General features: G+C 72.0%; 22 protein-coding genes. 13 read left to right on the top strand and 9 right to left on the bottom strand.

Going from position 1 to position 21,756, the window contains the following annotated elements; all coding sequences use genetic code 11:
• Positions 1-2: 2 nt before the first annotated feature.
• The gene (locus ACZ6S0_RS06545) at positions 3-1,031 is read right to left on the bottom strand and encodes a hypothetical protein (RefSeq protein ID WP_465913949.1); all 1,029 of its coding nucleotides are present in this window, start codon (positions 1,029-1,031) and stop codon (positions 3-5) included.
• A 99-nt stretch (positions 1,032-1,130) separates the two neighbouring features.
• Positions 1,131-4,067 carry a bifunctional [glutamine synthetase] adenylyltransferase/[glutamine synthetase]-adenylyl-L-tyrosine phosphorylase gene (locus ACZ6S0_RS06540; protein ID WP_465913944.1) on the bottom strand — a complete coding sequence of 979 codons (2,937 nt, stop codon included), beginning with the start codon at positions 4,065-4,067 and terminating at the stop codon, positions 1,131-1,133.
• 89 nt (positions 4,068-4,156) lie between these two features.
• Between ACZ6S0_RS06540 and ACZ6S0_RS06535 the strand changes: the two genes are divergently transcribed.
• Positions 4,157-4,711 (top strand): HXXEE domain-containing protein, encoded by a 555-nt coding sequence (locus ACZ6S0_RS06535; RefSeq protein ID WP_465913940.1) that lies wholly within the window; start codon positions 4,157-4,159, stop codon positions 4,709-4,711.
• Here the strand turns inward: ACZ6S0_RS06535 and ACZ6S0_RS06530 are convergent.
• Positions 4,692-5,423, bottom strand: coding sequence for a type 1 glutamine amidotransferase (locus ACZ6S0_RS06530; RefSeq protein ID WP_465913937.1), 732 nt, complete (start codon positions 5,421-5,423; stop codon positions 4,692-4,694). The two genes, ACZ6S0_RS06535 and ACZ6S0_RS06530, sit on opposite strands and share 20 nt — an antisense overlap.
• 94 nt (positions 5,424-5,517) lie before the next feature.
• Between ACZ6S0_RS06530 and ACZ6S0_RS06525 the strand changes: the two genes are divergently transcribed.
• Complete coding sequence (locus ACZ6S0_RS06525) at positions 5,518-6,378, top strand: alpha/beta fold hydrolase (RefSeq protein WP_465913933.1); 861 nt, start codon at positions 5,518-5,520, stop codon at positions 6,376-6,378.
• A 149-nt stretch (positions 6,379-6,527) separates the two neighbouring features.
• Here the strand turns inward: ACZ6S0_RS06525 and ACZ6S0_RS06520 are convergent, their stop codons facing one another.
• Complete coding sequence (locus ACZ6S0_RS06520; protein WP_465913929.1) at positions 6,528-7,244, bottom strand: PaaI family thioesterase; 717 nt, start codon at positions 7,242-7,244, stop codon at positions 6,528-6,530.
• A gap of 480 nt (positions 7,245-7,724) precedes the next feature.
• Between ACZ6S0_RS06520 and ACZ6S0_RS06515 the strand changes: the two genes are divergently transcribed.
• Positions 7,725-8,450, top strand: coding sequence for a potassium channel family protein (locus ACZ6S0_RS06515; protein ID WP_465913927.1), 726 nt, complete (start codon positions 7,725-7,727; stop codon positions 8,448-8,450).
• Positions 8,451-8,548: 98 nt separating this feature from the next.
• Positions 8,549-9,166 (top strand): AAA family ATPase, encoded by a 618-nt coding sequence (locus ACZ6S0_RS06510; protein ID WP_465913923.1) that lies wholly within the window; start codon positions 8,549-8,551, stop codon positions 9,164-9,166.
• A 54-nt stretch (positions 9,167-9,220) separates the two neighbouring features.
• On the opposite strand, the gene glnA is transcribed toward ACZ6S0_RS06510, so the two are convergent.
• On the bottom strand, positions 9,221-10,582 hold the full coding sequence (gene glnA, locus ACZ6S0_RS06505; protein WP_344889082.1) for a type I glutamate--ammonia ligase: 1,362 nt from the start codon (positions 10,580-10,582) through the stop codon (positions 9,221-9,223).
• Between the two features lie 194 nt (positions 10,583-10,776).
• Between glnA and ACZ6S0_RS06500 the strand changes: the two genes are divergently transcribed.
• The gene (locus tag ACZ6S0_RS06500; RefSeq protein ID WP_465913916.1) at positions 10,777-11,322 is read left to right on the top strand and encodes an EF-hand domain-containing protein; all 546 of its coding nucleotides are present in this window, start codon (positions 10,777-10,779) and stop codon (positions 11,320-11,322) included.
• Between the two features lie 200 nt (positions 11,323-11,522).
• Positions 11,523-12,539 carry a terpene synthase family protein gene (locus ACZ6S0_RS06495; protein WP_465913912.1) on the top strand — a complete coding sequence of 339 codons (1,017 nt, stop codon included), beginning with the start codon at positions 11,523-11,525 and terminating at the stop codon, positions 12,537-12,539.
• A 40-nt stretch (positions 12,540-12,579) separates the two neighbouring features.
• On the opposite strand, the gene ACZ6S0_RS06490 is transcribed toward ACZ6S0_RS06495, so the two are convergent.
• The gene (locus ACZ6S0_RS06490; protein ID WP_465913910.1) at positions 12,580-13,542 is read right to left on the bottom strand and encodes a DUF5937 family protein; all 963 of its coding nucleotides are present in this window, start codon (positions 13,540-13,542) and stop codon (positions 12,580-12,582) included.
• 59 nt (positions 13,543-13,601) lie between these two features.
• Here ACZ6S0_RS06490 and ACZ6S0_RS06485 point away from each other — a divergent pair, with 59 nt between their 5' ends.
• From ACZ6S0_RS06485 to ACZ6S0_RS06460, 6 genes are all read left to right on the top strand, one after another.
• Entirely contained in the window at positions 13,602-14,813 is a 1,212-nt protein-coding gene (locus tag ACZ6S0_RS06485; RefSeq protein WP_465913908.1) for an MDR family MFS transporter, read from the top strand.
• Between the two features lie 100 nt (positions 14,814-14,913).
• On the top strand, positions 14,914-16,689 hold the full coding sequence (locus ACZ6S0_RS06480; RefSeq protein ID WP_465913906.1) for an NAD+ synthase: 1,776 nt from the start codon (positions 14,914-14,916) through the stop codon (positions 16,687-16,689).
• Between the two features lie 123 nt (positions 16,690-16,812).
• Positions 16,813-17,220: a metalloregulator ArsR/SmtB family transcription factor gene (locus ACZ6S0_RS06475; protein ID WP_465913905.1), complete on the top strand. Its 408-nt coding sequence runs from the start codon at positions 16,813-16,815 to the stop codon at positions 17,218-17,220.
• Entirely contained in the window at positions 17,217-17,711 is a 495-nt protein-coding gene (locus ACZ6S0_RS06470) for an SRPBCC family protein (RefSeq protein ID WP_465913903.1), read from the top strand. Before ACZ6S0_RS06475 ends, ACZ6S0_RS06470 begins: the two co-directional genes overlap by 4 nt.
• Before the next feature lie 52 nt (positions 17,712-17,763).
• Complete coding sequence (locus ACZ6S0_RS06465) at positions 17,764-18,831, top strand: DNA alkylation repair protein (protein ID WP_465913901.1); 1,068 nt, start codon at positions 17,764-17,766, stop codon at positions 18,829-18,831.
• A complete protein-coding gene (locus tag ACZ6S0_RS06460) occupies positions 18,828-19,526 on the top strand; it encodes a GNAT family N-acetyltransferase (RefSeq protein ID WP_465913899.1) in 699 nt (232 codons plus the stop codon). Before ACZ6S0_RS06465 ends, ACZ6S0_RS06460 begins: the two co-directional genes overlap by 4 nt.
• A 38-nt stretch (positions 19,527-19,564) precedes the next feature.
• Here the strand turns inward: ACZ6S0_RS06460 and ACZ6S0_RS06455 are convergent, their stop codons facing one another.
• The 3 genes from ACZ6S0_RS06455 to ACZ6S0_RS06445 all read right to left on the bottom strand — a co-directional run bounded on the left by ACZ6S0_RS06455 (position 19,565) and on the right by ACZ6S0_RS06445 (position 21,055).
• Complete coding sequence (locus ACZ6S0_RS06455; RefSeq protein WP_465913897.1) at positions 19,565-19,861, bottom strand: hypothetical protein; 297 nt, start codon at positions 19,859-19,861, stop codon at positions 19,565-19,567.
• 214 nt (positions 19,862-20,075) lie between these two features.
• Positions 20,076-20,756, bottom strand: coding sequence for a hypothetical protein (locus ACZ6S0_RS06450; protein ID WP_465913895.1), 681 nt, complete (start codon positions 20,754-20,756; stop codon positions 20,076-20,078).
• Positions 20,757-20,767: 11 nt separating this feature from the next.
• Positions 20,768-21,055, bottom strand: coding sequence for an SDR family NAD(P)-dependent oxidoreductase (locus ACZ6S0_RS06445; RefSeq protein WP_465913893.1), 288 nt, complete (start codon positions 21,053-21,055; stop codon positions 20,768-20,770).
• Between the two features lie 79 nt (positions 21,056-21,134).
• Between ACZ6S0_RS06445 and ACZ6S0_RS06440 the strand changes: the two genes are divergently transcribed.
• Entirely contained in the window at positions 21,135-21,560 is a 426-nt protein-coding gene (locus ACZ6S0_RS06440) for a MerR family transcriptional regulator (protein ID WP_465913891.1), read from the top strand.
• Positions 21,561-21,756: the final 196 nt, after the last annotated feature.

Raw genomic sequence — 21,756 nt, 5'->3', positions numbered from 1 at the left:
CCTCAGCGCCTGGACTTGATCCCCGTGACGCGGCGGAGCACGTCCCACCAGAACGGGGCCCCGAACAGCAGCGCCACGTACGTCAGCAGGAAGCCTGGCCAGTGGCTCGGGGTGCTGATCCGGTCCCACCACGCGCCGCCGTTCCAGTGCACGCTCGGGTCGCCCTGCGCCGGGATCGTGATGCTGACCAGCGCCCCGTCCATCATCTTGACCAGGGCCGGCTCGCTCAGCGTCTCGGTGACGCAGGACACCGGGTCGCCGCCCGTGCAGCGCGTCTTCAGCTCCTCGTACGCCTCCGCCCCCGACCCCGCCACGGCCGTCACCGAGGCCCGGAAGGCGTTGTCGCGCAGCAGCGTCTTGGCGTACTCCAGCCCGTCCATGCTGAACAGCAGCGTCACCACCGCGCCGAGCACCGCGACGACCCACTTGACGTAGCGCTTGTACAGCAGCGACAGCCGCTGCATCTCCCCGTCGAACCAGGTCTCCACCCCCTGCCTGAACCGGTCGAGGTCGCCCTGCGCGCTCTCCCAGACGCCCTTGAGGTGGCCGTGGAGCGGGCTGTCGATCTGCTGGAGCCTGCGCAGGAAGTGCTCGATGCCGCCGTCGCCCTGGGCCGCCGCCAGCTCCATCACGGCCACGGAGAAGCGCGCGGGCGGGAGGGTCGCGATGCTCGTACGTCCCCGCTTGGCGTGGTCGATCTCCCTGACCCGCTCGTAGAGCAGGTTCATCATGGAGTCGCCGGTCTTCTTCTCGGGCAGCTTGCCGGGCTCGGCGGGCGAGGGCAGGTCGTTGTGCGCCGGACGGGGGTCGCGGACGAACGGCAGCGCCTTGAACACGTCGATGATCTTGGCGGGCAGCCAGGACCCCTTCTCGTCGGCGCCGTCGAGAGTGTCCCTGAGGTAGGCCCACAGGAACTTGCTGCGGATGGCCAGCACCCGCACGAAAGCCTCGTTGAGCCCGCTCACCAGCAGCGACAGCAGCAGGAACGCCACCACCAGGCCGAGCGCCAGATCCACATATACGGATAACACCGCGTATTCATACACCCACGGCGTGTGCGGCGCAACGGCACGGGCCGTCGGGCACGGGCCCATCGCCCCGTGTTCACGTGCCCGTCATCACGCCCCGGCTCACGTGCGCTCGTCGGCCCCGTAGAACACCCGGTCCACCACCTTGCGGGCGCGGCGGGTCACCCGGCGGTAGTCGTCGAGGAAGTCCTCGGACCCGTCGGGCGGGTAGCCGAGCGTCCGCGCGATCAGCCTGCGCTCGCCCGAGTCGCGCGGCACGCTGTCGCCGGGCCGCCCCTTGACCAGCATGATCGCGTCTCTGATGCGGGAGGCGAACTGCCACGCCTCGGCCAGCACGGCCTCGTCGCCGGTCGCGAGCAGCCCCTCCGTCACGGCCGCGCGCAGGGCCTCCAGCGTACGGGTGGTGCGCAGGGACGGCAGCGTGCCGGCGTGGCGGAGCTGGAGGAGCTGCGCCACCCACTCCACGTCGGACAGCCCGCCGGGGCCCAGCTTGGTGTGCAGGCCGGGCTCCGCGCCGCGCGGCAGCCGTTCGGCCTCCATGCGGGCCTTGAGCCGCCTGATCTCCCTGACCGCGTCGTCGGGCAGCCCGCCCCTCGGGTAGCGCAACTCGTCGACCATGGACGCGAACTCCGCCCCCAGCCCGGCGTCACCGGCCGAGAACCTGGCCCGCAGCAGCGCCTGCGACTCCCACGGCGACGACCAGCGCGCGTAGTAGGCCCGGTAGGAGGCGAGCGTACGCACCAGCGGCCCGTGCCTGCCCTCGGGACGCAGGTCGGGGTCGATGATCAGGGGCGGGTCGGGGGCGGGCTGCGAGAGCAGCCTGCGCAGCTCGTTGGCCACGGCGAAGGCGGCGTCGGTGGCCTCGCGCTCGTCGACCCCGGGCAGGGGCGAGTGCACGAACATGACGTCGGCGTCGCTGGCGTAGGAGCACTCCATGCCGCCGAGCCGGCCCATCGCGATGATCGCGAACGAGGTCAGGCCCGACGCCCTGCCGAGGGCGGCGTCGAGCGCGGCCTGCAGGGTCACGTCGGTGAGCTGCGACAGGGCGGTGCCGACGGTCTCGATGTCGATGAGGCCGGAGATGTCGGCCACGGCCGTGCGGAACAGCTCCTTGCGCCGCAGCGCGCGCACCGCGCCGACGGCGGTCTCGGGGTCGTCCGCGTGCCTGGACACGGCGGCGGACGCCTCGCCGAGCAGCGACTCGGGGGCGCGTACGGCCAGCTCGTCGTCCGAGCCCAGCATCGCCACCGCGTCGGGGGCGTGCATGAGCAGGCCGGTGGCGTAGCGGCTGGTGCCGAGTACGCGGGCCATCCTGGCGGCCACGGCGGTCTCGTCGCGCAGCAGCCGCAGATACCACGGCGTGCTGCCCAGCTTGTCGCTGACCTGCCGGAACCCGAGCAGCGCCGCGTCGGGGTCGGGCGTGTCGGCGAACCAGCCGAGCATGACCGGCAGCAGGGTGCGCTGGATCGACGCCCGCCGGGACACCCCCGTCGTGAGGTTGGCGATGTGGCGCAGCGCGCCGGCCGGGTCGACGTAGCCGAGCGCCCCGAGCCGGGCGGCGGCGGCCGAGGCCGACAGCCGCGTCTCCGTCTCCGGCAGCCGCGCCACGGCCTGCAGGAGCGGCCGGTAGAACAGCTTCTCGTGCAGCCGCCGCGCCTCCATCGCGTGCCGCCGCCACCGGGCCGTGAACTCCCCCACCGGATCGGTGTGCATGCCCAGGGCCCGGCCCAGCCTGCGCAGGTCGGCCTCGTCGGTGGGCAGGAGGTGGGTGCGCCGCAGCCGGTGGAGCTGGAGCAGGTGCTCGACCTGGCGCAGGAACGCGTACGCCTCACCCAGCGCCCGCGAGTCGTCGCGCCCCACGTAGCCGCCCCGGGAGAGCGCCGCCAGCGCGGGGAGCGTGGCCCTGCGGCGCAGCAGCGGGTCGAGCCTGCCGTGCACGAGCTGCAGCAACTGCACCGCGAACTCGATGTCGCGCAGCCCGCCCGGCCCCAGCTTGAGCTGGCGCTCCCCCTCGGCGCTCACGTGCTGCTCGACGCGGCGGCGCATGGCCTGCACGTCCTCGACGAAGTGCTCGCGGGTGGCGGCCGACCACACCAGGTCGTCGACGGCCCCGACGTAGTCGGCGCCCAGCTCCAGGTCACCCGCCGCGGGCCGGGCCTTGAGCAGCGCCTGGAACTCCCACGTCTTGGCCCAGCGCCGGTAGTAGGCCAGGTGGCTGGCGAGCGTGCGTACCAGGGGGCCCGAGCGGCCCTCGGGCCGCAGCCCGGCGTCCACCTCCCACAGCGAGCCCTCGGGGGTGGTGACGGTGCAGGCCCGCATCACGGCCTGGGCCAGCCGGGTGGCGGCGCGCAGCGCCTTGGTCTCGTCGGCGCCCTCTTTCGGCTCGGCGACGAAGATGACGTCGACGTCGCTGATGTAGTTGAGCTCCCTGGCGCCGCACTTGCCCATGCCGACGACCGCGAGGCGTACCTCGTCGGCCTCGACCTCCGTCCGCGCGATGGCCAGGGCGGCCTCCAGCGCGGCGCCGGCGAGGCCGGACAGCTCGGCGGTGACCTCCTGGAGCGTGGCCTGGCCGGTGAGGTCGCGGGCGGCCAGGTGGGCCAGCCTGCCGCGGTAGGCCACGCGCAGCGCCGCCAGCGCGTCGCGGCCGCTCGCGCCGCGTGGCTCGCTCTCTCCCGGGTCGGCGCCGACGGCGCGCAGCAGCTCGTCCCTGGCGTCGCCGAGGCCCGTCTCGGCCAGCAGCGCGACCTGGCCGGGGTGGCGGACGAGGTGCTCGCCGAGCGCGGCACTGACGCCCAGCAGGGCCAGCAGGCGGGACCTGAGCAGCTCGTCGCGGCGCAGGGCGTCGGCGACGGTGGGCTCACGCGCGACGAGGCGGGTCAGCGAGGCCAGCGCCAGATCGGGGTCGGCCACGTCGACCAGGGACTCCAGGATGCCGTCCAGGGCGGTGTCCGACTCCTGGACGAGCTGGGCGGCCTTGGCGCCGTCGGCGAAGCCGAGCTTGGCGAGCCTGGCCGCGGTGGATTCGATCCTGGGCACCCCTCCATCTTGACAGCTCTCCCGCCGTTCGCCGTAGCATGACAACGCAACGTTGCGTTGCGTTTCTGGATTTCCTGGAGGGATCACGAATGGCGGGCACGCGGGGCGACGGGGGCGCGGCGGACGGACGGGTCCCTGCCGGGGTGGCATGGGGGCTGCTGGCGGCCTGGGCGGCGCACGACGCCGAGGAGCTGGCGACCCTGGCGCGCTGGACCCGTACGGCGCGGCCCCGGCTGGAGAAGCACTTCCCCAGGGTGCCGTGGGAGCGGCTGGAGATGACGCAGCGGCACGTGAACGTGGCCATCGGGCTCATGGGCGCGGTGATGGCGGGAGCGGCGGCCCTGGGGGCGCGTACGGGCGGGCGGAGCGCGGTGTTCCAGGCGGCGCTGGCCGGGTTCGGGGCGCACGGGGCGGTGCATCTGGCGCAGGCGGCGCTGGCTCGCGGGTACACGCCCGGCGTCGTGACCGCGCCCGTCGTGGTGATCCCGTACTCGGTGTGGGCGTGGCGGCGGTTGCGGAGGGCGGGGGTGCCGGTGCGGTCCGGGTCAGGGAGTCTGGTGGCGTTGCCGGTGGTGCTGGTGGGGGTGCACGCGCTGGCCCACGTCCTGGCCGGGCGGCGTGGGCTCAGGCACCGGGTGCCGTGACCGCGTCCGGGACTGTCGCGTGCGCCTCGGCTCCTGCGCTGTTTCTGACCAGGTCACCGAAGGACTGGGCCATCGGCCGCCAGGTCGCCACGAGTGACTCCTCGGCCGCCTTGACGTCGGCGTCGAGTCGCCCGGCCGCGTCCAGGTCCGACCCGGCCGTCCACGAGGCGAAGATCTCCGGGGTGGCCTCGGGGTGGAACTGCAGCGCCCACGCCGCCTCGCCCAGACGGTACGCCTGGTTCGGGTACGGGGAACCGGTCATCAGCGGCACCGCGCCCTCGGGCAGCCGCGTCATGACGTCCTGGTGGTACTGGACGGCCACGGCGGCCCCGCCGACGCCCGACAGCAGCCGGTCGGAGGCGGCGGCGGGCAGCGGGACCACCTCGCAGGCGCCGACCTCCAGCCCGTTCGCGCCCCGCTCCACCGTGCCGCCGCAGGCCATGGTGAGCAGTTGCGCGCCGAGGCAGATGCCCAGCGTCGGGGTGCCTTCGTCGACGGCCCGGCGCAGGAGGTCGCGCGTGGCGGGCTGCCAGGGACTGCGCTCGTCCTCCCAGGCCGCGGCCGAGCCGCCGAGCACGATCAGCCCGTCCGCCGCCCGCGCGGGGACCTCCTCCCCCAGGTACGGCCGCACGACGTCACAGGGCACGCCCAGCCAGCCGGCGAGATAGCCGAGCCCGGCGTCGGCCTCGTGTTCGATGACGGTGATCCGCATGTCCACAATTATCCAGATTTTTCCGACTTGTCAGCCCGTGGGCCGCTCGGGGGGGTGGCAGCGCCGGGGAGGGTCTTGTCCATAAGCTCCGGTCATGAGTGTTGAGTTCGATGAGGTGGGCGGTCAGCGGATCGCCAGGTTCGGGACCGGGGCGCGGGTGATCGTCGCGGTGCACGGCATCACGGCGTCGCTCATGGCCTGGAGCGCCGTGGGCAGGCGACTGCCCGAGGGCTGGTCGCTGGTCGCCATGGATCTGCGCGGACGCGGGCACAGCGCGTCCATGCCCGGACCCTACGGGCTGGACCGGCACGCCGAGGACGTGCTGCGCGTGGCCGAGTACGTCGGCGCGGGCCCCGAGGCGGTGCTGACCGGCCACTCGATGGGCGCGTACGTGGCGGCCCTGGCCGGGGCGCGGCGCGAGTTCGCCCGTGTCGTCCTGGTGGACGGCGGGCTCCCCCTGCCGCCGCTGCCCGAGGGCGTGGACCCGGACGCCGAGACGGCGGCCACGCTGGGCCCGGCGCTGGCACGGCTGAAGCAGACGTTCCCCACGGCCGAGGCGTACGTGGACTTCTTCAAGGCGCACCCCGCCTTCGCCGGTCGCTGGAACGCCGACGCGGAGGCGTACGTGCGCTACGACCTGACCGGCCCCGAGGGCGCGCTGCGCTCCCGCGCCGTGGGCGAGGCGGTGCTGGAGGACGGGCGGTGGCTGCGCCTGGAGCCAGAGCGCATCGAGGCCGCGCTACGGGCGATCACCGCGCCGTTGTTCCTGCTCAGGGCTCCGCGCGGCCTGCTCAACCAGGACACAGGGCTGCTGCCCGACGACCTGGCCCGCCCCTGGGCCGCCCGGCTGCCTGGCCTGCGTGACGAGGTCGTGCCGGACTGCAACCACTACACGATCCTCTTCGACGAGCCGTGCGTGGCCACGATCGTCAGCCGCCTCACGTCGCCGAGCTGACACACCCGCGCCCGTGCGGGACGGTTCAACCTGGCATAAGGCACGAAACGCGCAGGCCCCCGAGAAGACTCGGGGGCCTGCGCGAAAGGCTCGGCGAACCGGCGGACACCGCCCGCCGGACCTCGCGAACCGGCGTCGTGACCAGGGCTTCAGCGTGGAGCGATCCAGGTGGCGCGGGCGGCGGCGACCAGCGTCCCGTCCACCTCGTAGATGGCGCTCTGGCCGAACATCTTGCGGCCCTCGCGACCGGTCGGGCGGGCCACCACCGAGTAGCTGCCGCCGGGCGAGACCTGGCGGTGGATCTGTACGGCCAGCCGGCCGAGCAGCGCGCTCTCGCCGGGGCCGAAGTGGGCCCAGCCGGTGATGCAGTCGAGCACCGCGCCCACGATCGAGGCGGGCACGCCGTCCTCGCCGCTCACCGTGAACGGCACCCGCCAGCCGGCCGCCACCAGGTCGGAGCCCTCCACCGGGCCGGGGAAGATGCGCAGGCCGTCGCCGGGCTCGCGCAGCCCGCAGGCGAAGCACTCGGCGTACGGGTGCATCCGCAGCCCCACGAACCCGGCCTCGGCGCGGGCCGCGTCGTTGAACGGCACGAACCCCGGCCCCTCCAGGTCCTCGGCCACCGGGATGGCCTCGACCAGCAGCTTGTCACCGTCGGAGAGGGACACGGAGTTGGCCACGTGCTCCAGGCGCAGCTCGGTCTCCAGCGGTGTGGGGGCGTGGAGGGTGACCTCGACGGCTGATCGCCCGCCGCCGTTCAGCGCCTCTGCCATGGCGCCCGCGATCCAGCCGCCGTTGGCGACGCCCACGGGACCACGGAAGCGCTTGGGAACGGTCAGCACGGTCTGCAGGGCAGCCGTCGTCATGCCACACCCTCCAATATCGCCACACAAGGCGAGAAGTCCGGAAATATCATAAAGAGCAGGCCAATTTTACTGGACTCCCGATCTACCTAGGCTTGGGGGTCCTGGCGGCCGCTCGGTATCACTCCACAACGCCCCGAACGTCCCCGAAACTTCCCCACCCAGAGCACCACGACGTTACGTACGCCACATAGCGCGGACGTGACCCAGGGGTGAGAAGCAACGAAAATCGGCCCCACTTCCGGAGCGCTCCAGGAGTGAGGCCGATCAAGGCGTTGGCAGTACCTTAACGGGGTTTCCGATCCCCCGCGACCAATCCGCCGATTCCCTCACAGACGCCACCCCGCCTCCCCCGACGAGACCGGCTCGCCGGTACCGGACGACCACAACCGCCCGGCACAGGCGGTCGATTCGGCGAGAAGAGGCCGAAAATGTGATGGAGGTCACAGATGGTAACGGACGCCGTGGCCCAGACTGGCCGTCATGGATCGACTCACCTCCTGGGAGCGTCGTACCAGCGTCGCGCTGCTCCTCGTCGGCATAGCCTTCCTGCTCGGCTGGGCGATCCCCGTGCTCGTGCCCGGTCTGCCCGCCCCCGCCCGTCAGGCGTTCTGGTACCTCCAGGTGCTCACCTGGGTGCTGTTCACCGCCGACTACCTCGTGCGCCTCGTCCTGGCGCCCCGCCGCCTGCGGTTCGTGCTCAGGAACCTCCCCTCCCTCGCGGTCGTCGTCCTCCCGCTCCTGCGCCCGCTGTGGTTGCTGCGGGCGCTGCTGCTCCTGCACGTCATCGCCGAGCGCGTACGCCTCCCGCTGCGCCTGCGCGCCGTCGTGTACGTCAGCGGCACCGCCCTCTTCCTGGCCGTGATCGGCAGCATCGCCGTCCTCGACGTCGAACGGCACAACCCCGACGGCAACATCACGACGATCGGCGACGCCCTGTGGTGGTCACTGACCACGATGACCACGGTCGGCTACGGCGACCGCTTCCCGATCACCTCCGAGGGCCGGCTGGTCGCGGCGGGGCTGATGCTGGCGGGCATCGCCCTGCTGGGCGTGGTGACGGCGGCGATCGCCTCGTGGTTCGTCGAACGGTTCGAGCGCTCGGTCGCCCTGGAACGGCGTACCGAGGAGGAGCTGGCCAACGTCGCGACCGAGCTGGCCGAGCTGCGCAAGACGGTGGCCGAGCTGACCGCCCGGCTGGAGACGTGAGCCCCGGAGGTGCGCGTCCTGGCCCGAGTTCGGAGAAGGTGGATAGCGTGCAACCTATGACGGCGCGGCAGGAGCGGGACACAGTGGGGAGTGGGTTCGTGCGGGGTGCGAGGCTGACATACCCGTCGGGGTCGCTGGTCGTCCTGACCGGCCCACCCGGAGCGGGCAAGAGCACCCTGCTGCGCCGCCTGTACGGGATGCACGGCGCCGAGAGCCTGCCCGTCCCGACCGGCGGCGCGTCCGTGGTCATCGACTCCTCCCAGTCCAGGCGGCACTGGGGCGGCAGGCTCGGCTGGGCACCGTACCCGGTGCGGCGGACGGTGGTCTTCGTCACCCATGTGACCCGCATCCGGCGGGCGCTGGCCCAGGGGAAGTCGGTGATCGCGCACAACCGGGGCTGCGGGACGTACACGCTGCGGGGCTTCGCCTGGCTGGCCCGCCGGTACGGCGCGGACTTCCACCTGCTCCTGCTGGACGCGCCGGCCGACGAGGCGCTGGCGGGGCAGCGGGCCAGGGGCCGGGTGGTCCCGCCCCGGACGTTCGCCCGCCATCAGAGCAGGTGGAACGGCCTGCTCACGCGGGTCAAGGGCGGCGACCCGGCCCCGGCGGCGACCGCGCGCATCATGGACCGCGCGCAGGCGAGCCTCCTGGAGGCCATCGTGTTCGAGTCCGGCCGGAGTGTCGATCCTGGCCCGCGCCGTTCACGTACCGGGTGACTGCTCACGGGCCGGGGTCTGGGTCTTCTCGGGTGCGGCGCGGCCCCGCCGGGCTCACAGCACGGGCAGGTAGCGGCCCAGCTCGAACTCGGTGACGTGGCGGCGGTATTCGCGCCACTCGCTGCGCTTGTTGCGCAGGAAGAAGTCGAAGACGTGCTCGCCCAGCGTCTCCGCGACCAGCTCGCTGCGCTCCATGACCTCGATCGCGTCGTGGAGCGAGCCGGGCAGCGGCTGGATGCCGAGGGCCCGGCGCTCGGCGCTGGTCAGCGTCCAGACGTTGTCCTCGGCGGCGGCGGGCAGCTCGTAGCTCTCCTCGATGCCCTTCAGCCCGGCCGCCAGGATCAGCGCGAAGGCCAGGTAGGGGTTGCACGCCGAGTCGAGCGAACGGAACTCGATGCGCGTCGAGCCGCCCTTGTGCGGCTTGTACATCGGCACCCGGACCAGGGCCGAGCGGTTGTTGTGGCCCCAGCACACGTAGGAGGGGGCCTCGCCGCCCTGCCCGGCGATGGCCTCGGCGCCGCCCCACAGCCGCTTGTAGGAGTTGACCCACTGGTTGGTGATGGCCGTGATCTCGGCGGCGTGCCTGAGCAGCCCGGCGATGAACGAGCGCCCGATCTTGGACAGCCGGTATTCGGAGCCCGCCTCGTAGAACGCGTTGCGGTCGCCCTCGAACAGCGACATGTGGGTGTGCATGCCCGAGCCGGGGTGCTCGGTGAACGGCTTGGGCATGAACGAGGCCCAGATGCCCTGCTCCAGGGCCACCTCCTTCATGACCAGGCGGAAGGTCATGATGTTGTCGGCCGTGGTGAGCGCGTCGGCGTAGCGCAGGTCGATCTCCTGCTGGCCGGGCGCGCCCTCGTGGTGGCTGAACTCGACCGAGATGCCCATCGACTCCAGCATCATGATCGCCTGGCGGCGGAAGTCGTGGCCGGAGCTGTGCGGGGTGTGGTCGAAGTAGCCGCCCGGGTCGATCGGCTCGGGCCGCTGCCCCGGCTCCGGCCTGCTCTTGAGCAGGAAGAACTCGATCTCGGGGTGGGTGTAGAAGGTGAAACCCATGTCGGCGCACTTGGCGAGCGTGCGCTTGAGCACCCAGCGCGGGTCGGCGTGGGACGGCGACCCGTCGGGCATGAGGATGTCGCAGAAGATGCGCGCGGCGCCGGGCGTCTCGCTGCGCCACGGGAGGATCTGGAACGTCGCGGGGTCGGGCTTGGCGAGCATGTCGGACTCGTAGACGCGGGCGAAGCCCTCGATGGCCGACCCGTCGAAGCCGATGCCCTCGGCGAACGCCCCTTCGAGCTCCGCCGGCGCGATCGCCACGGACTTGAGGAAGCCGAGCACGTCAGTGAACCACAGCCGGATGAACCGGATGTCGCGTTCCTCGAGCGTGCGGAGCACGAACTCCTGCTGGCGGTCCACAGCATCCCCTCGTTCGACAGACAGTCTTCGATAGAAGTGTTCGAAAGAAACGTTCGATAGAAAGTACAAGCTATGTACCAGCATGCCGTGTCCGTGTTTCGCACACGTTACGGGGGTTGCCGGTGCGAGCCTCGCTGACAAAGGGCCCGCCCCGACTTACTGTGATCACGCAGTCAGTCTCGGGGGAGGCATTGGTGGCTATCGACCTGCTCAATCACAAGCTCGATCGGGCGTTCGACCACATCGACGCGGGCGGCAGGGGCGTCGTCGAGCGTGAGGACCTGCTGGGGCTGGGAGCCCGCATCCTGGTGGGCTTCGGGGAGTCCCCCACCTCGGTCACCGGGGCGAGTCTCGTGGACAGCTTCGACCGGATCTGGTCCACGCTGTCGGAGACTCTCGATCGCGACGGCTACTTCGGCATCGCGCGCCCGGACTTCCTCGGCGGGATGACCGCCGCGTTCGTCACGGGCGACCTCTACGAGCCGGTCTTCAAACCGGCCACGGTGGCCGTGGCCGAGCTGTGCGACGGCGACGCCGACGGGGAGATCCAGCCGGGCGAGTTCCGTACGATGCTGTCGGCGTTCGGCGTGGCCTACGACGACGTGGACGAGGCGTTCGACCGCCTGGACCGGGCGGGCCGGGGCACGCTGACCGTGGACGCGCTGGTGCTGGCCGCCGCCGACTACTACCGCAGCGACGACCCCAACGCCGCCGGCAACTGGCTCTTCGGACCCCTGTGACGGCCGCTGTGAACCACACAGTGAATGACACTGCGAACGACACAGCGAGCGACACAGCACGAAGCACTGCGGACCACGCAGCGGACGAAGCACCGAAGAGCCCAGCGGAGAGCCCGGCGAACAACATCGTGAACACGCCAGCGAAGAGCACCGAGAGCGCCACAGACGGCCCCACGGAAAGCGCCCCTGTGAGCAGCGCTATGAGCAACACCGTGAGCGGCGCTGTGAGCAGCACGTCCACCGCGTCCACCAATGTGTTCGCCACCGTCCGCACAGCCCTGCGCTCGGCCCTGGCGTCGCTGCTGCCGCTGCCGCGCAGGGGCGGCTCGGCGGCCCTGGCGCTGATGCCGCTGACCGAGCGGGTGCCCGCGATGGCGGCGCCGTGCCGGATGCACCCGGCCGTGTACGCGATCGAGGCCGCGGTCATCGACTGGGCCAGACGCACCGGCCTGCGCGCCGACCCCGGCATCGGGTACCACCGGATGGCGGGCCGGGCGTTCGCCGAGTTCGACGCGGCCGCGGCGGCGCTGTTCGCGCAGTGGCTGACCTGGCTGTTCCATCTGGACGACGAGCTGGACGAGCGGTCGGGCCCGCTGGAGATCTTCCACGGCATGCTCAAGGGCTCGGCGCGCCACCCGCTGGAGGCGGCCTTCGCCGACCTGTGGCGGGTGACGAGCGTGCGGATGAGCGACCGGTGGCGGGCGAGGTTCGCGGTGGGGCTGCAGCGCCAGTACGACGCCTGCCGCACCGAGGCCGACAACCGGGCGGCCGGGCGGATGCCGACGCTGGAGGAGTACCCGGAGCTGCGCAGGGGCACGGTCGGCCCGTACCTGTACGACCTGGTCGAGCCGTGCCTGCGGGTGGAGGTGCCGGTGTGGCTGCACGAGTCGGAGCCGTGGCAGCAGCTCGTGAACGCCTGCAGCGACGTGACCGCGTGGTGCAACGACGTGGCCTCGCGGCCCAAGGAGCGCGGCGACGTGCACAACTTCGTGGTGCTGGCCATGCGCCAGCTCGGGCTGGGCGAGCGGGAGGCGACGGCCTGGGTACTGGACCGCATCGCCGCGCGCTGCCAGGACATGCGCAAGGCCGCCAGGCGGCTGCCGCTGAACGACCTCGAGCCCAAGACGGCCAGGGACGTCAGCAAGGTCGCGTGCGCGTACCTGGCGGCGCCGCGCGCCCATCTGGACTGGCTGCTGGAGTCGAAGCGCTACGCCTGAGCCGGTGGGCGCGGGCGTCGGCAAGAGCGTCGGGCGCCGGTCATCCGGCGCCGGCGAGCATGTCGCCGGCGAGGGTGCGGCGGTAGACGACCTGTTTGCCGACCCGCATCCCCACGGCGAGCCCGCCGCCGCTGAGCACGCTCAGGTGCTGGCTGACCGCGCCCGGTGTGAGCTTCATGCGGGCGGCCAGCGCCGAGGTGGTGGCGGGCTCGGCCAGCGCGAGCAGGATCGAGGCCCGGCTCCTGCCGATCAGCGCGGACAGCGCGCCGGGGGCGGGCGGCGGGCCCTGCTCCCACAGCGTGCCGACGCCCTGCACCGGGTAGACGAGCATCGACTGGTACGGCGCCGTCATCACGGCCACCGCGGGCCAGTAGAACGCAGTGGGCAACAGCACCAGCCCGTCACCGTGCAGACCGCCCGCGTCGCACCAGGGCCGGTCGATGATCAGCCGTTCCCCGGTCCACACCACGGCCTGGTCGAGCCCGGCGAACAGCTCGCGCGCCCCGCCCTGGGCGAGTTGCCGCGAGCGGCGCAGGACGTCGCGTTCGAGCAGGCCGTACACGCGGGGCCAGAACTCGGCGAAGCACTCCGCCCAGTACGTCTCCAGCGTGTCGGCCACCCTGGCCACGCCCGCCTCGGGGTCGGCCGTGAACCGCGCGATCACGTCCGGGTCGGTGCCGCGCACGCGCCCGGCCTCCTCGCGGGCCTGTGCGGGGTCGGTCCGCCTGACCCGGTCGAGTTCCTCGGCGAAGTCGGGCATCGGCGTGTCGGGCGGCGGGGTGATGAAGTCGGCCAGGTAGCCGCTCGGCGGCACGAGCGCGAACAGCTCACCGAGGTCGAGCCCGGCCAGCCGGGGCCGTACGGCCTTGAGCCAGGGCAGGTGGATCGACTGCCGCGCCGGCTGCTGGAGGGTGCGCAGGCTGGCCACCAGCTCCCACATCGGGGAGAACGCGAACCGGATGCGCGCCACGTCCTCCGGCTTCAGCGCCCACGTGATGGTCATGCTTTTAGTGTGGGCTAAATCGTTGGCATCGCCAAGCGCGCGGATCCCACGCTTGTCCCGTGTCGAACGCCACCGCTGAGAAGCCTTCCGCGCTGCCGTCGTTCCTGCGCTCGCAGGTCGGTGGGCTGCCCCGCCCGTTCTGGGCCCTGTGGAGCGGGACCGTCGTGAACCGCCTGGGCACCATGGTCATCCCCTTCACCGGCGTCTTCCTGACGCAGAACCGCGGTCTGTCGGTGGCCGCGGCGGGCCTGGTGATGGGCGTGTTCGGGGCGGGCTCGCTGCTGTCGCAACTGCTCGCGGGCGTGCTGGCGGACCGGATCGGGCGGCGGGCCACGCTGTCGGGGGGCATGGTGGCCACGGCCGCGTTCATGCTGGCGCTGGGCTACAGCACCTCGCTGCCCGCGATCCTGGCCTCGATGTTCGCGCTCGGCCTGGTCATCGACATCTACCGGCCCGCCTCGAACGCCCTGGTGGCCGACCTGATCTCGCCCGAGGAGCGGCCCAGGGCGTACGGGCTGCTGTTCTGGGGGATCAACCTCGGCTACTCGGTCGGCGTGACGGCCGGCGGCTGGCTGGCCGAGCTGGGGTTCCTGTGGCTGTTCTGGATCGACGCGGTGTCGAGCGTGGTCTTCGCCGTGCTGGTGTGGCGGGCGGTGCCCGAGACCACGCCGCGGGCCGACCGGTCGGCGGGCGGCTTCGGGGTGGTGCTGCGCGACCGGGTCATGGTCGGGTTCACGCTGGTGGCGCTGGGCAACGCGCTGGTCTACTCGCAGACGCTGACCATGCTGCCGGTCGCGATGACCGAGGTCGTGAAGCTGTCACCCGGCCAGTACGGCCTGGCCATGGCGCTGAACGGGGTGCTCATCGTCGTCGTGCAGCCGCTGGTGTCGGGGTGGCTGGGGCGCAGGGACCCGGCCCGCACGTTCGCGCTCGGGCTGGCCGTGATGGGGGCGGGGTTCGCGATGACCGCGTACGTCACGAGCGTGTGGGGGCTGGCCGCCACGATCGCGGTCTGGACGGCCGGGGAGATCGTCACGGCGGGCATCCCCGGCGCGGTCGTGGCCGCGCTGGCGCCGGCCGAGCTTCGGGGGCGGTACGCGGGGCTGTTCGGGTTCTCGTGGTCGCTGGCGGCGGTGCTGGCGCCCGTGCTGGGCGGGCCGCTGCTGGCGCTGGGCTCACAGGCGCTGTGGTTCACGATCGGCGGGGTCGGCGCGGCCTCGGCGGTCGGCATGCTGCTGCTGGGCCCGGCCATCAGGCACCGCTCGGCGTGACGGCCGGGTACCCACGAGTCGCCGCCGGTACCGTCGGTAACCACTCGTACCACTTTTCGTCGCTTTGACGATAAAAATCGGTGCGTACTAGGCTGTCCACGTGGCACAACTGCGCATCGCCCTCGCACAGACGAACCCGACCGTCGGCGACCTGGCGGCCAACGCCGACCGGCTGATCGCGTGGACCCGCGACGCCGCCGAGCGCGAGGCCCACCTCGTCGTCTTCACCGAGATGTTCCTCACCGGCTATCCGGTGGAGGACCTCGTGCTGCGCACGTCCTTCGTGGACGCCAGCATCAGGACGCTGGAGGAGGTGGCGCGCAGGCTGGAGCGGGAGGGCCTGGGCGAGCTGCCGGTGGTGGTCGGCTACGTCGACCGCGCCGGGCTGGCCCCCCGGGTCGGGCAGCCGAAGGGCGCCCCGCTCGACGCCGCCGCGCTGCTGCACCGGGGCGAGGTGGTGACGCGCACGGCCAAGCACCACCTGCCGAACTACGGGGTGTTCGACGAATACCGCTACTTCGTCCGCGGCGACCGGCTGCCGATCTTCCGGCTGCACGGGGTCGACGTGGCCATCGCCGTCTGCGAGGACCTCTGGCAGGAGGGCGGCCCCGTGTCCGTCGTGGGGCAGGCCGGGGCCGGGCTGCTGGTCGCACCGAACGCCTCGCCGTACGAGAAGGACAAGGACGACGTACGGCTGGAGCTGTGCGCGCGCCGGGCCCGCGAGGCCGGATGCGCGCTCGCCTACGTCAACCAGGTCGGCGGGCAGGACGAGCTGGTCTTCGACGGCGACACGGTCGTGGTGGACGGGTCGGGCGAGCTGGTGGCGCGGGCCGCCAAGTTCGAGGAGGAGCTGCTGATCGTCGACTTCGACGGTCTGCCGGAGTCGGCGGCCGAGCCGGGGACGTACCCGTACGACGCGGGCGACGGCTCCACGATCACGGTCGAGCGGCTGGTGCTGTCGTCCGAGCCCGTCGCGCCGTACGAGCCGCTGCCCGCCCGCGTCGCCGAGCCGCTCGACCCGAGCGCCGAGGTGTACTCGGCGCTCGTGCTGGCGGTGCGCGACTACGTGGTCAAGAACGGCTTCGAGTCGGTCATCCTGGGCCTGTCGGGCGGCATCGACTCGGCCCTGACCGCCACGATCGCCTCCGACGCCATCGGCCCCGAGCGCGTCAACGTGGTGCTCATGCCCTCCCGCTACTCCTCCGACCACTCGATCGGCGACGCCGAGGAGCTGGTGCGCAGGCAGGGCGTCACGGCGCGGGTGGTGCCGATCGCGGAGATCGTCAACGCGTACGAGAAGGAGATCGAGCTGTCGGGCCTGGCCGCGGAGAACCTCCAGGCCAGGGTGCGCGGCATGATCCTCATGGGGCTGTCGAACGAGCACGGCCACCTCGTGCTGACCACGGGCAACAAGAGCGAGCTGGCCACCGGCTACTCCACCCTCTACGGCGACTCGGCCGGGGGCTTCGCGCCGATCAAGGACGTGCCGAAGACGATGGTGTGGGAGCTGGCCAGGTGGCGCAACGAGCACTCCGGCCCCGGGTTCCTGCTCCAGGCCGAGCGCCCGATCCCGGAGAGCTCGATCGTCAAGGAGCCCAGCGCGGAGCTGCGGCCCGACCAGCGTGACACCGACTCGCTGCCGCCGTACGAGGTGCTCGACCGGCTGCTGGACGACTACGTGGAGAAGGACATGGGCTCGCGGGAGCTCATCGCGGCCGGGCACGATCCGGCGCTGGTGACGCGGGTGATCCGGCTGGTGGACCTGGCGGAGTACAAGCGGCGGCAGTATCCGCCCGGCCCCAAGATCACGCCGAAGAACTTCGGGCGTGACCGCCGCCTGCCCATCACCAACCGCTGGCGGGAGACCACCGGCTAGGACCGTCTCTCCTCCCGCGTACGAAAGCGCCGCCGCCCCCGCTCGGGCGGCGGCGCTTTCGCGCTCTCCCGCCTCTGCCGGAAGACTGGCGGAACGCGTAACCAGTGGGTTACGCTTTCTCCCGTGGACGACGTGGCAGGGGCGATCGCGGATCCGGTGCGCCGGGAGATTCTCGTCATGCTGCTGCGGGACGGGGCGCTGCCGGCGGGCGAGATAGCCGACCGGTTCGCGATCAGCCGGCCCGCGGTGAGCCGCCATCTGCGCGTGCTCCGGCAGAGCGGGCTCGTACGCGCCGAGCTGACCGGACGGCAGCGCCTCTACACGCTCGACCCCGGGCCGTTCACCGTGCTGGCCGCCTGGCTGGCCCCGTTCCTGCGGCCCGCCGGGTGGGAGCACCGCCTCGACGCGCTGGAGACGGAGGTCTACCGAACGCGCCGCGAACGCCGGGCCACCCAGTCCCCATCTCAGTCCCAGGTTCAGCACGACGCACAGCACGACTCTCAGTTCGAGCGACAGGAGAACGCAAAGTGAGCCCCATTCCCGTTGGCAGGCTGTTCCGGACCGGTGAGGGCAGCGACCTCGTCCTGACCAGGACCTTCCGCGCGTCCGCCGAGGACGTCTGGCTCAGCGTCACCGAGTCCGACCGCACGGCCCGATGGTTCGGCCCGTGGGAGGGCGACGCGGGGCCGGGCCGTACGATCAAGGCGCAGTTGCTCTTCGAGGAGCAGCAGCCCTGGTGCGACCTGCGCATCGAAGCCTGCGAGCCGCCGCACCGCCTGGAGGTCACGTCGCTGGACGAGTTCGGCGCCTGGCGGATCGAGCTGCTGCTCACCGAGGCCGACGGGGTGACGGAGCTGCGGTTCGTCCAGCACCTCGACTCGGACGACGGCGTCGCCGACATCGGCCCCGGCTGGGAGTTCTATCTCGACCAGCTCGTGGCCTCCCGCGACGGCTCCCCCGCCGTGGCCTTCGACGACTACTACCCCTCGATGCGGGCGTACTACGAGGGCCTGCGGGACTGACCCGCAGTCCTCCAGCCGGGGAACTGTCGGTGCCGTCTGGCACAGTTGGCGCGTGGCTCAACCCCTGAAAGACCTGATCAACACGCGGTCGGTGGCGGTGCTGGCCGACGGGCTGGCCGCCTCCTGGGCGCCGTTCGACCGTGATCGCTTCGTCGCGCGGGCCCTGGCCGGGCTCGACGGGCTGGAGCTGAAGGGGCGCGTCGCGCACGTGGCGGCGGCCCTGCACGACGCGCTGCCGCTGCCCTACCCGCAGGCCGCCGAGCTGGTGCGCGAGTGCGCCGGGCACGTGCCGCTCGACCTGTGGAGCGGGTGGCCGGCCACCGAGCACACCGCCGTCCAGGGGCTCGGCCACCTGCGTGCCGCGATGGACACGCTGGCCGTGCTCACGCCGTTCGCGACGGGTGAGTTCGCCGTGCGTCCCTTCCTCCGGCACCATGGCGACGACGCACTCAAGATCATGTTCGAGTGGGCGGAGTCGCCCGACGAGCACCTGCGCCGCCTGGCCTCGGAGGGCTCGCGCCCGCGCCTGCCGTGGGCCGGGCGGGTCGAGTGGCTGATGACGCCGGGTCCCACGCTGCCCCTGCTTGACCTGCTGCGCGACGACCCGAGCGAATACGTCCGCCGCTCGGTCGCCAACCACGTCAACGACCTGGCCAAAGACCATCCCGATGCGGCGCTCGGGCTGCTGGCCCGGTGGCGTTCCGACGGCGGCTCGCACGTGGAGAGGGTGCTGCGGCACGCGGTGCGCGGGCTGCTGCGCGCGGGCCATCCCGAGGCGCTGGCGCTGGTGGGCGCGACCCCGGGCAGCGGCTCGGTCGAGGCGCTGACCCTCGAGTCCGGCACCGTCGCGGTGGGCGGGCGGCTGGGCTTCACGGTCGCGGTGACGTCCGGCGCGGCGGGGCCGGTGCTGCTGAAATACGCGATCCGGCGGGCGGGCTCGCGGCGGGTGTTCCATCTGGGGCAGCGGGAGGCGGGCGGGCCTGGCGAGACGTTCACGCTGCGCAAGAGCCACTCCTTCCGTCCGGTCACCACGCGCGACGAGCCGCCGGGCGACAGGGAGCTCGACGTGATCGTCAACGGGCGGGTGGCGGCGAGCGTCCCGTTTACCCTGGTCCGATGACTTCTACGGCGCGCGGGCCGCGCGACTCCGAGCTGCTCCTGATCGAGCTGGGCGTCATCTGGCGCCTCGACGGGCTCGGCCGCCTGCCCGGTCCGGAAGACCTGGTGATCGGCGTGGCGGCCGACGGCATGGTGGCGGCCGTGGCGAGCGTCGTGCCCGACCCGCTGGCCGGGCGCCTGCTCTCGCTCGTCGCCGACGGCGGTGAGCCGGCCGACGTGGTGGTGCGGTGCCAGGCGCTGCTGGGCGGCATGGGGGTGGCCGTGTCCAGCGGGCCGAGCTATCTGGTGGAGCGGCCTCTGGGGTATGACGCGGGGGTCGAGGTGCTGACGTCCGCCGTCCCCGCCCACGCCCGGCTCGTACGTCCGCTGCGGCCGCGCAACTGGGAGCCCGGCGAGTGGGACGACCTGCTCGGCGGGCGTGCGGGCGCACCCTGGGCGATGATCGTCGAGGACGGGCAGGTGGCCGCCGTCTGCCACACCGCCCGCCTGACCCCGGCCGGGGCGGAGGCGGGCACGTGGACGGCGCCCGCCTACCGGGGGCGCGGCTACGCCGCCACGACCACCGCCGCCTGGTCGGGGCTGCTGCCCGGCACCCGGCTCTTCTACAGCACGAGCGCCGACAACCGTTCCTCCCAGCGGGTCGCCGAACGCCTCGGCCTGCGCCCCATCGGCCACCTCTGGAAGCTCACGGCCTGACACCTCGCCAACGACGCGGCGCCCGTCCAGTGGGCTCGTCAGGAGTCGTCCGTGTGGAGCACCTCGTGCTGCCACCGCGCGCGTGGCTGGGTGTGCGGGTGCCAGTAGTGTTCGGCGATGTCGTCAGGGTCGAACGCGGTCCCCCGGGCCACCGGACCGGCGACGGTGACGCCGGCCACGTGTATCCCCGACGGGCCGTACTCCTCGTCCAGCATCGCCACCAGCGTCCGTACCCCGGCTGATTTTGCTGGTGAGTAGGAGCAGCGTTTGCCGGTCAGTTTGGACAGCACTCGGGGGCTGATCGGGTCCGGAATGTCGGTGAGAAGTAGCAGCACCCAGAGCCTCGAATACTCGCCCAGCGCATTCAGCGCCGGTGGATCGTCGTGAGGTCCCCGGGTTGCAAGCTACCCGCAGTGTTCAGAGCCCGTTCACACGTCGACAACGGCAACCCACCGGGCCGAGACCGCCACAATCCGCCTATACGCGAAACGTCACGATTGCCGCCGAACACGGCAATCGCAAACGCGACAGTGACCGCGCTGAGCGCGATCAGCCCAGGCCGGGGGCTCGGACAGACAGTTGCTCTCGGGTAAACCGGTCGAGGTCCAAGCGAACGCCTGTCAGCGCCTCAACGGTCGCCAGTGCGGTCTCCCAGTCGGGGTAGGGCGCGGCGGGTTTCACACCTGCCTCGTCATCGGCCTTCATCCGTGCCCCCAGTGCCCGCAAGGCTCCCAGATGGTCATCGAGCGCGGCGGGGTCCTGGCCGAAGCATTCCAGGGAATGGGGGAACGAATCCATGTTGACTGAGGTGACGAGAACGCCGTCGGCCGCGTAAAACAGCTCGTGGGCGTTGTTGACCAGCCACCAGAAACCCCACGCTTGCGCGTTCTCGGTCAGGCGGGCCCAGAGGCCGGGATCGCTGGGATAGGCGTTCGCCGCCAGTACGATCACACCGCGGTCGCTCTGTTCCAGGACGACGTGCTGTCCCAGCTCCAGCACTGTGTGGGGAGTCGCCGTGTCGGGGTCGGCACCCAGCCGATGGGCGACATCGGTGACTGTAATGGGCTCCCCACGCCCTCGCACCACCATCCAGAACATCGCGTTGTTGATATAGGGATCCTCCCGGCCCAGATCCGTGAGGAGTTTAAGGTAGTAATTGATCATCTCGTGCGTAACCGGACTCATGCTTCCCTCTTGATAAGCGGAGACGACAGGGTAGCGATCGATCACGACATTTCTGATCAGGAGACCTGCCAGAGCATAGCTTTGATCACCGTAGAGGTTGCACTCAACCCGCGGCGCCACCCGCCGCCGGCGTCCGGCGTGCCCAACTCGCCCACCGCCGCGTCGAGCGCGGCGCGCAGTTCGTCCTCGTCGGCGCAGTCCGCCCGGTACGCCGAGGCCCCCTCCAGGTCGAGCGTGCTTCCGGTACGCGACACGAGCGCCACCCGCAGCCCCTCCCTCGCGAACCGGTGGGCCACGGACCGGCCGATTCCCGGCCCAGCGCCGATGATCACCGCTCCTGGCATCGATGTGCTCCTTCACGTTGTTGTCAGTGGCAGTTCGCGACGCCAAGGCGTCACATCCATGTGAAGGTCAAGGGAGCGCATGAAGATCGGTGACCTGGCCCACCGGACCGGGGTGAACAGGCGGCTGCTGCGCTACTACGAGGAGCAGGGGCTGCTTCGCCCGCGACGGCTGCCCAACGGCTACCGCGAGTACGGGGAGGCGGACGTGGCCGCCGTACGCCACATCCGGACGATGCTCGCCGCCGGGCTGCCCACGGCCGTCATCTCCCGGCTGCTCGACTGCGTGCACGATGACGGCGAGCGGATGGTGCCCAGCGCCTGCCCCGGCATGGTCAGCAGCCTGCGGCGGGAACGCCGGCGCCTGGCCGAGACGATCGACCGGCTCCAGACCTCGCAGCGAGCCCTCGACACCCTGCTCGACACCCTGCCCGGCACGCCGCCCAACTCCGAACGCACCGCCACGCCCGGCACCCGGGCTCGGAGCCAGGCTCCACACCAGCCCTGACACCTCGCCCCGTACCCTGCTCAGCACCCTGCTCAGCACCATGTCCGGTCACTTGCCCGGCAACACGTCCACCACCGCCCGACAGCACGCCCCCACCACGCGGCGGCACGCCCGCCACTACCCGACAGCACGCCCCCCACCGCCCCACAGCTGTCCGCCACCGCCCGGCAGTACGCCCGGTGGCGTGCCCGGCAAG

The organism is Nonomuraea sp. NPDC051298 (assembly GCF_055586305.1).
The sequence above is the reverse complement of the archived record's forward strand: the minus strand, read 5'-3'. Positions and strand labels throughout refer to the sequence as shown.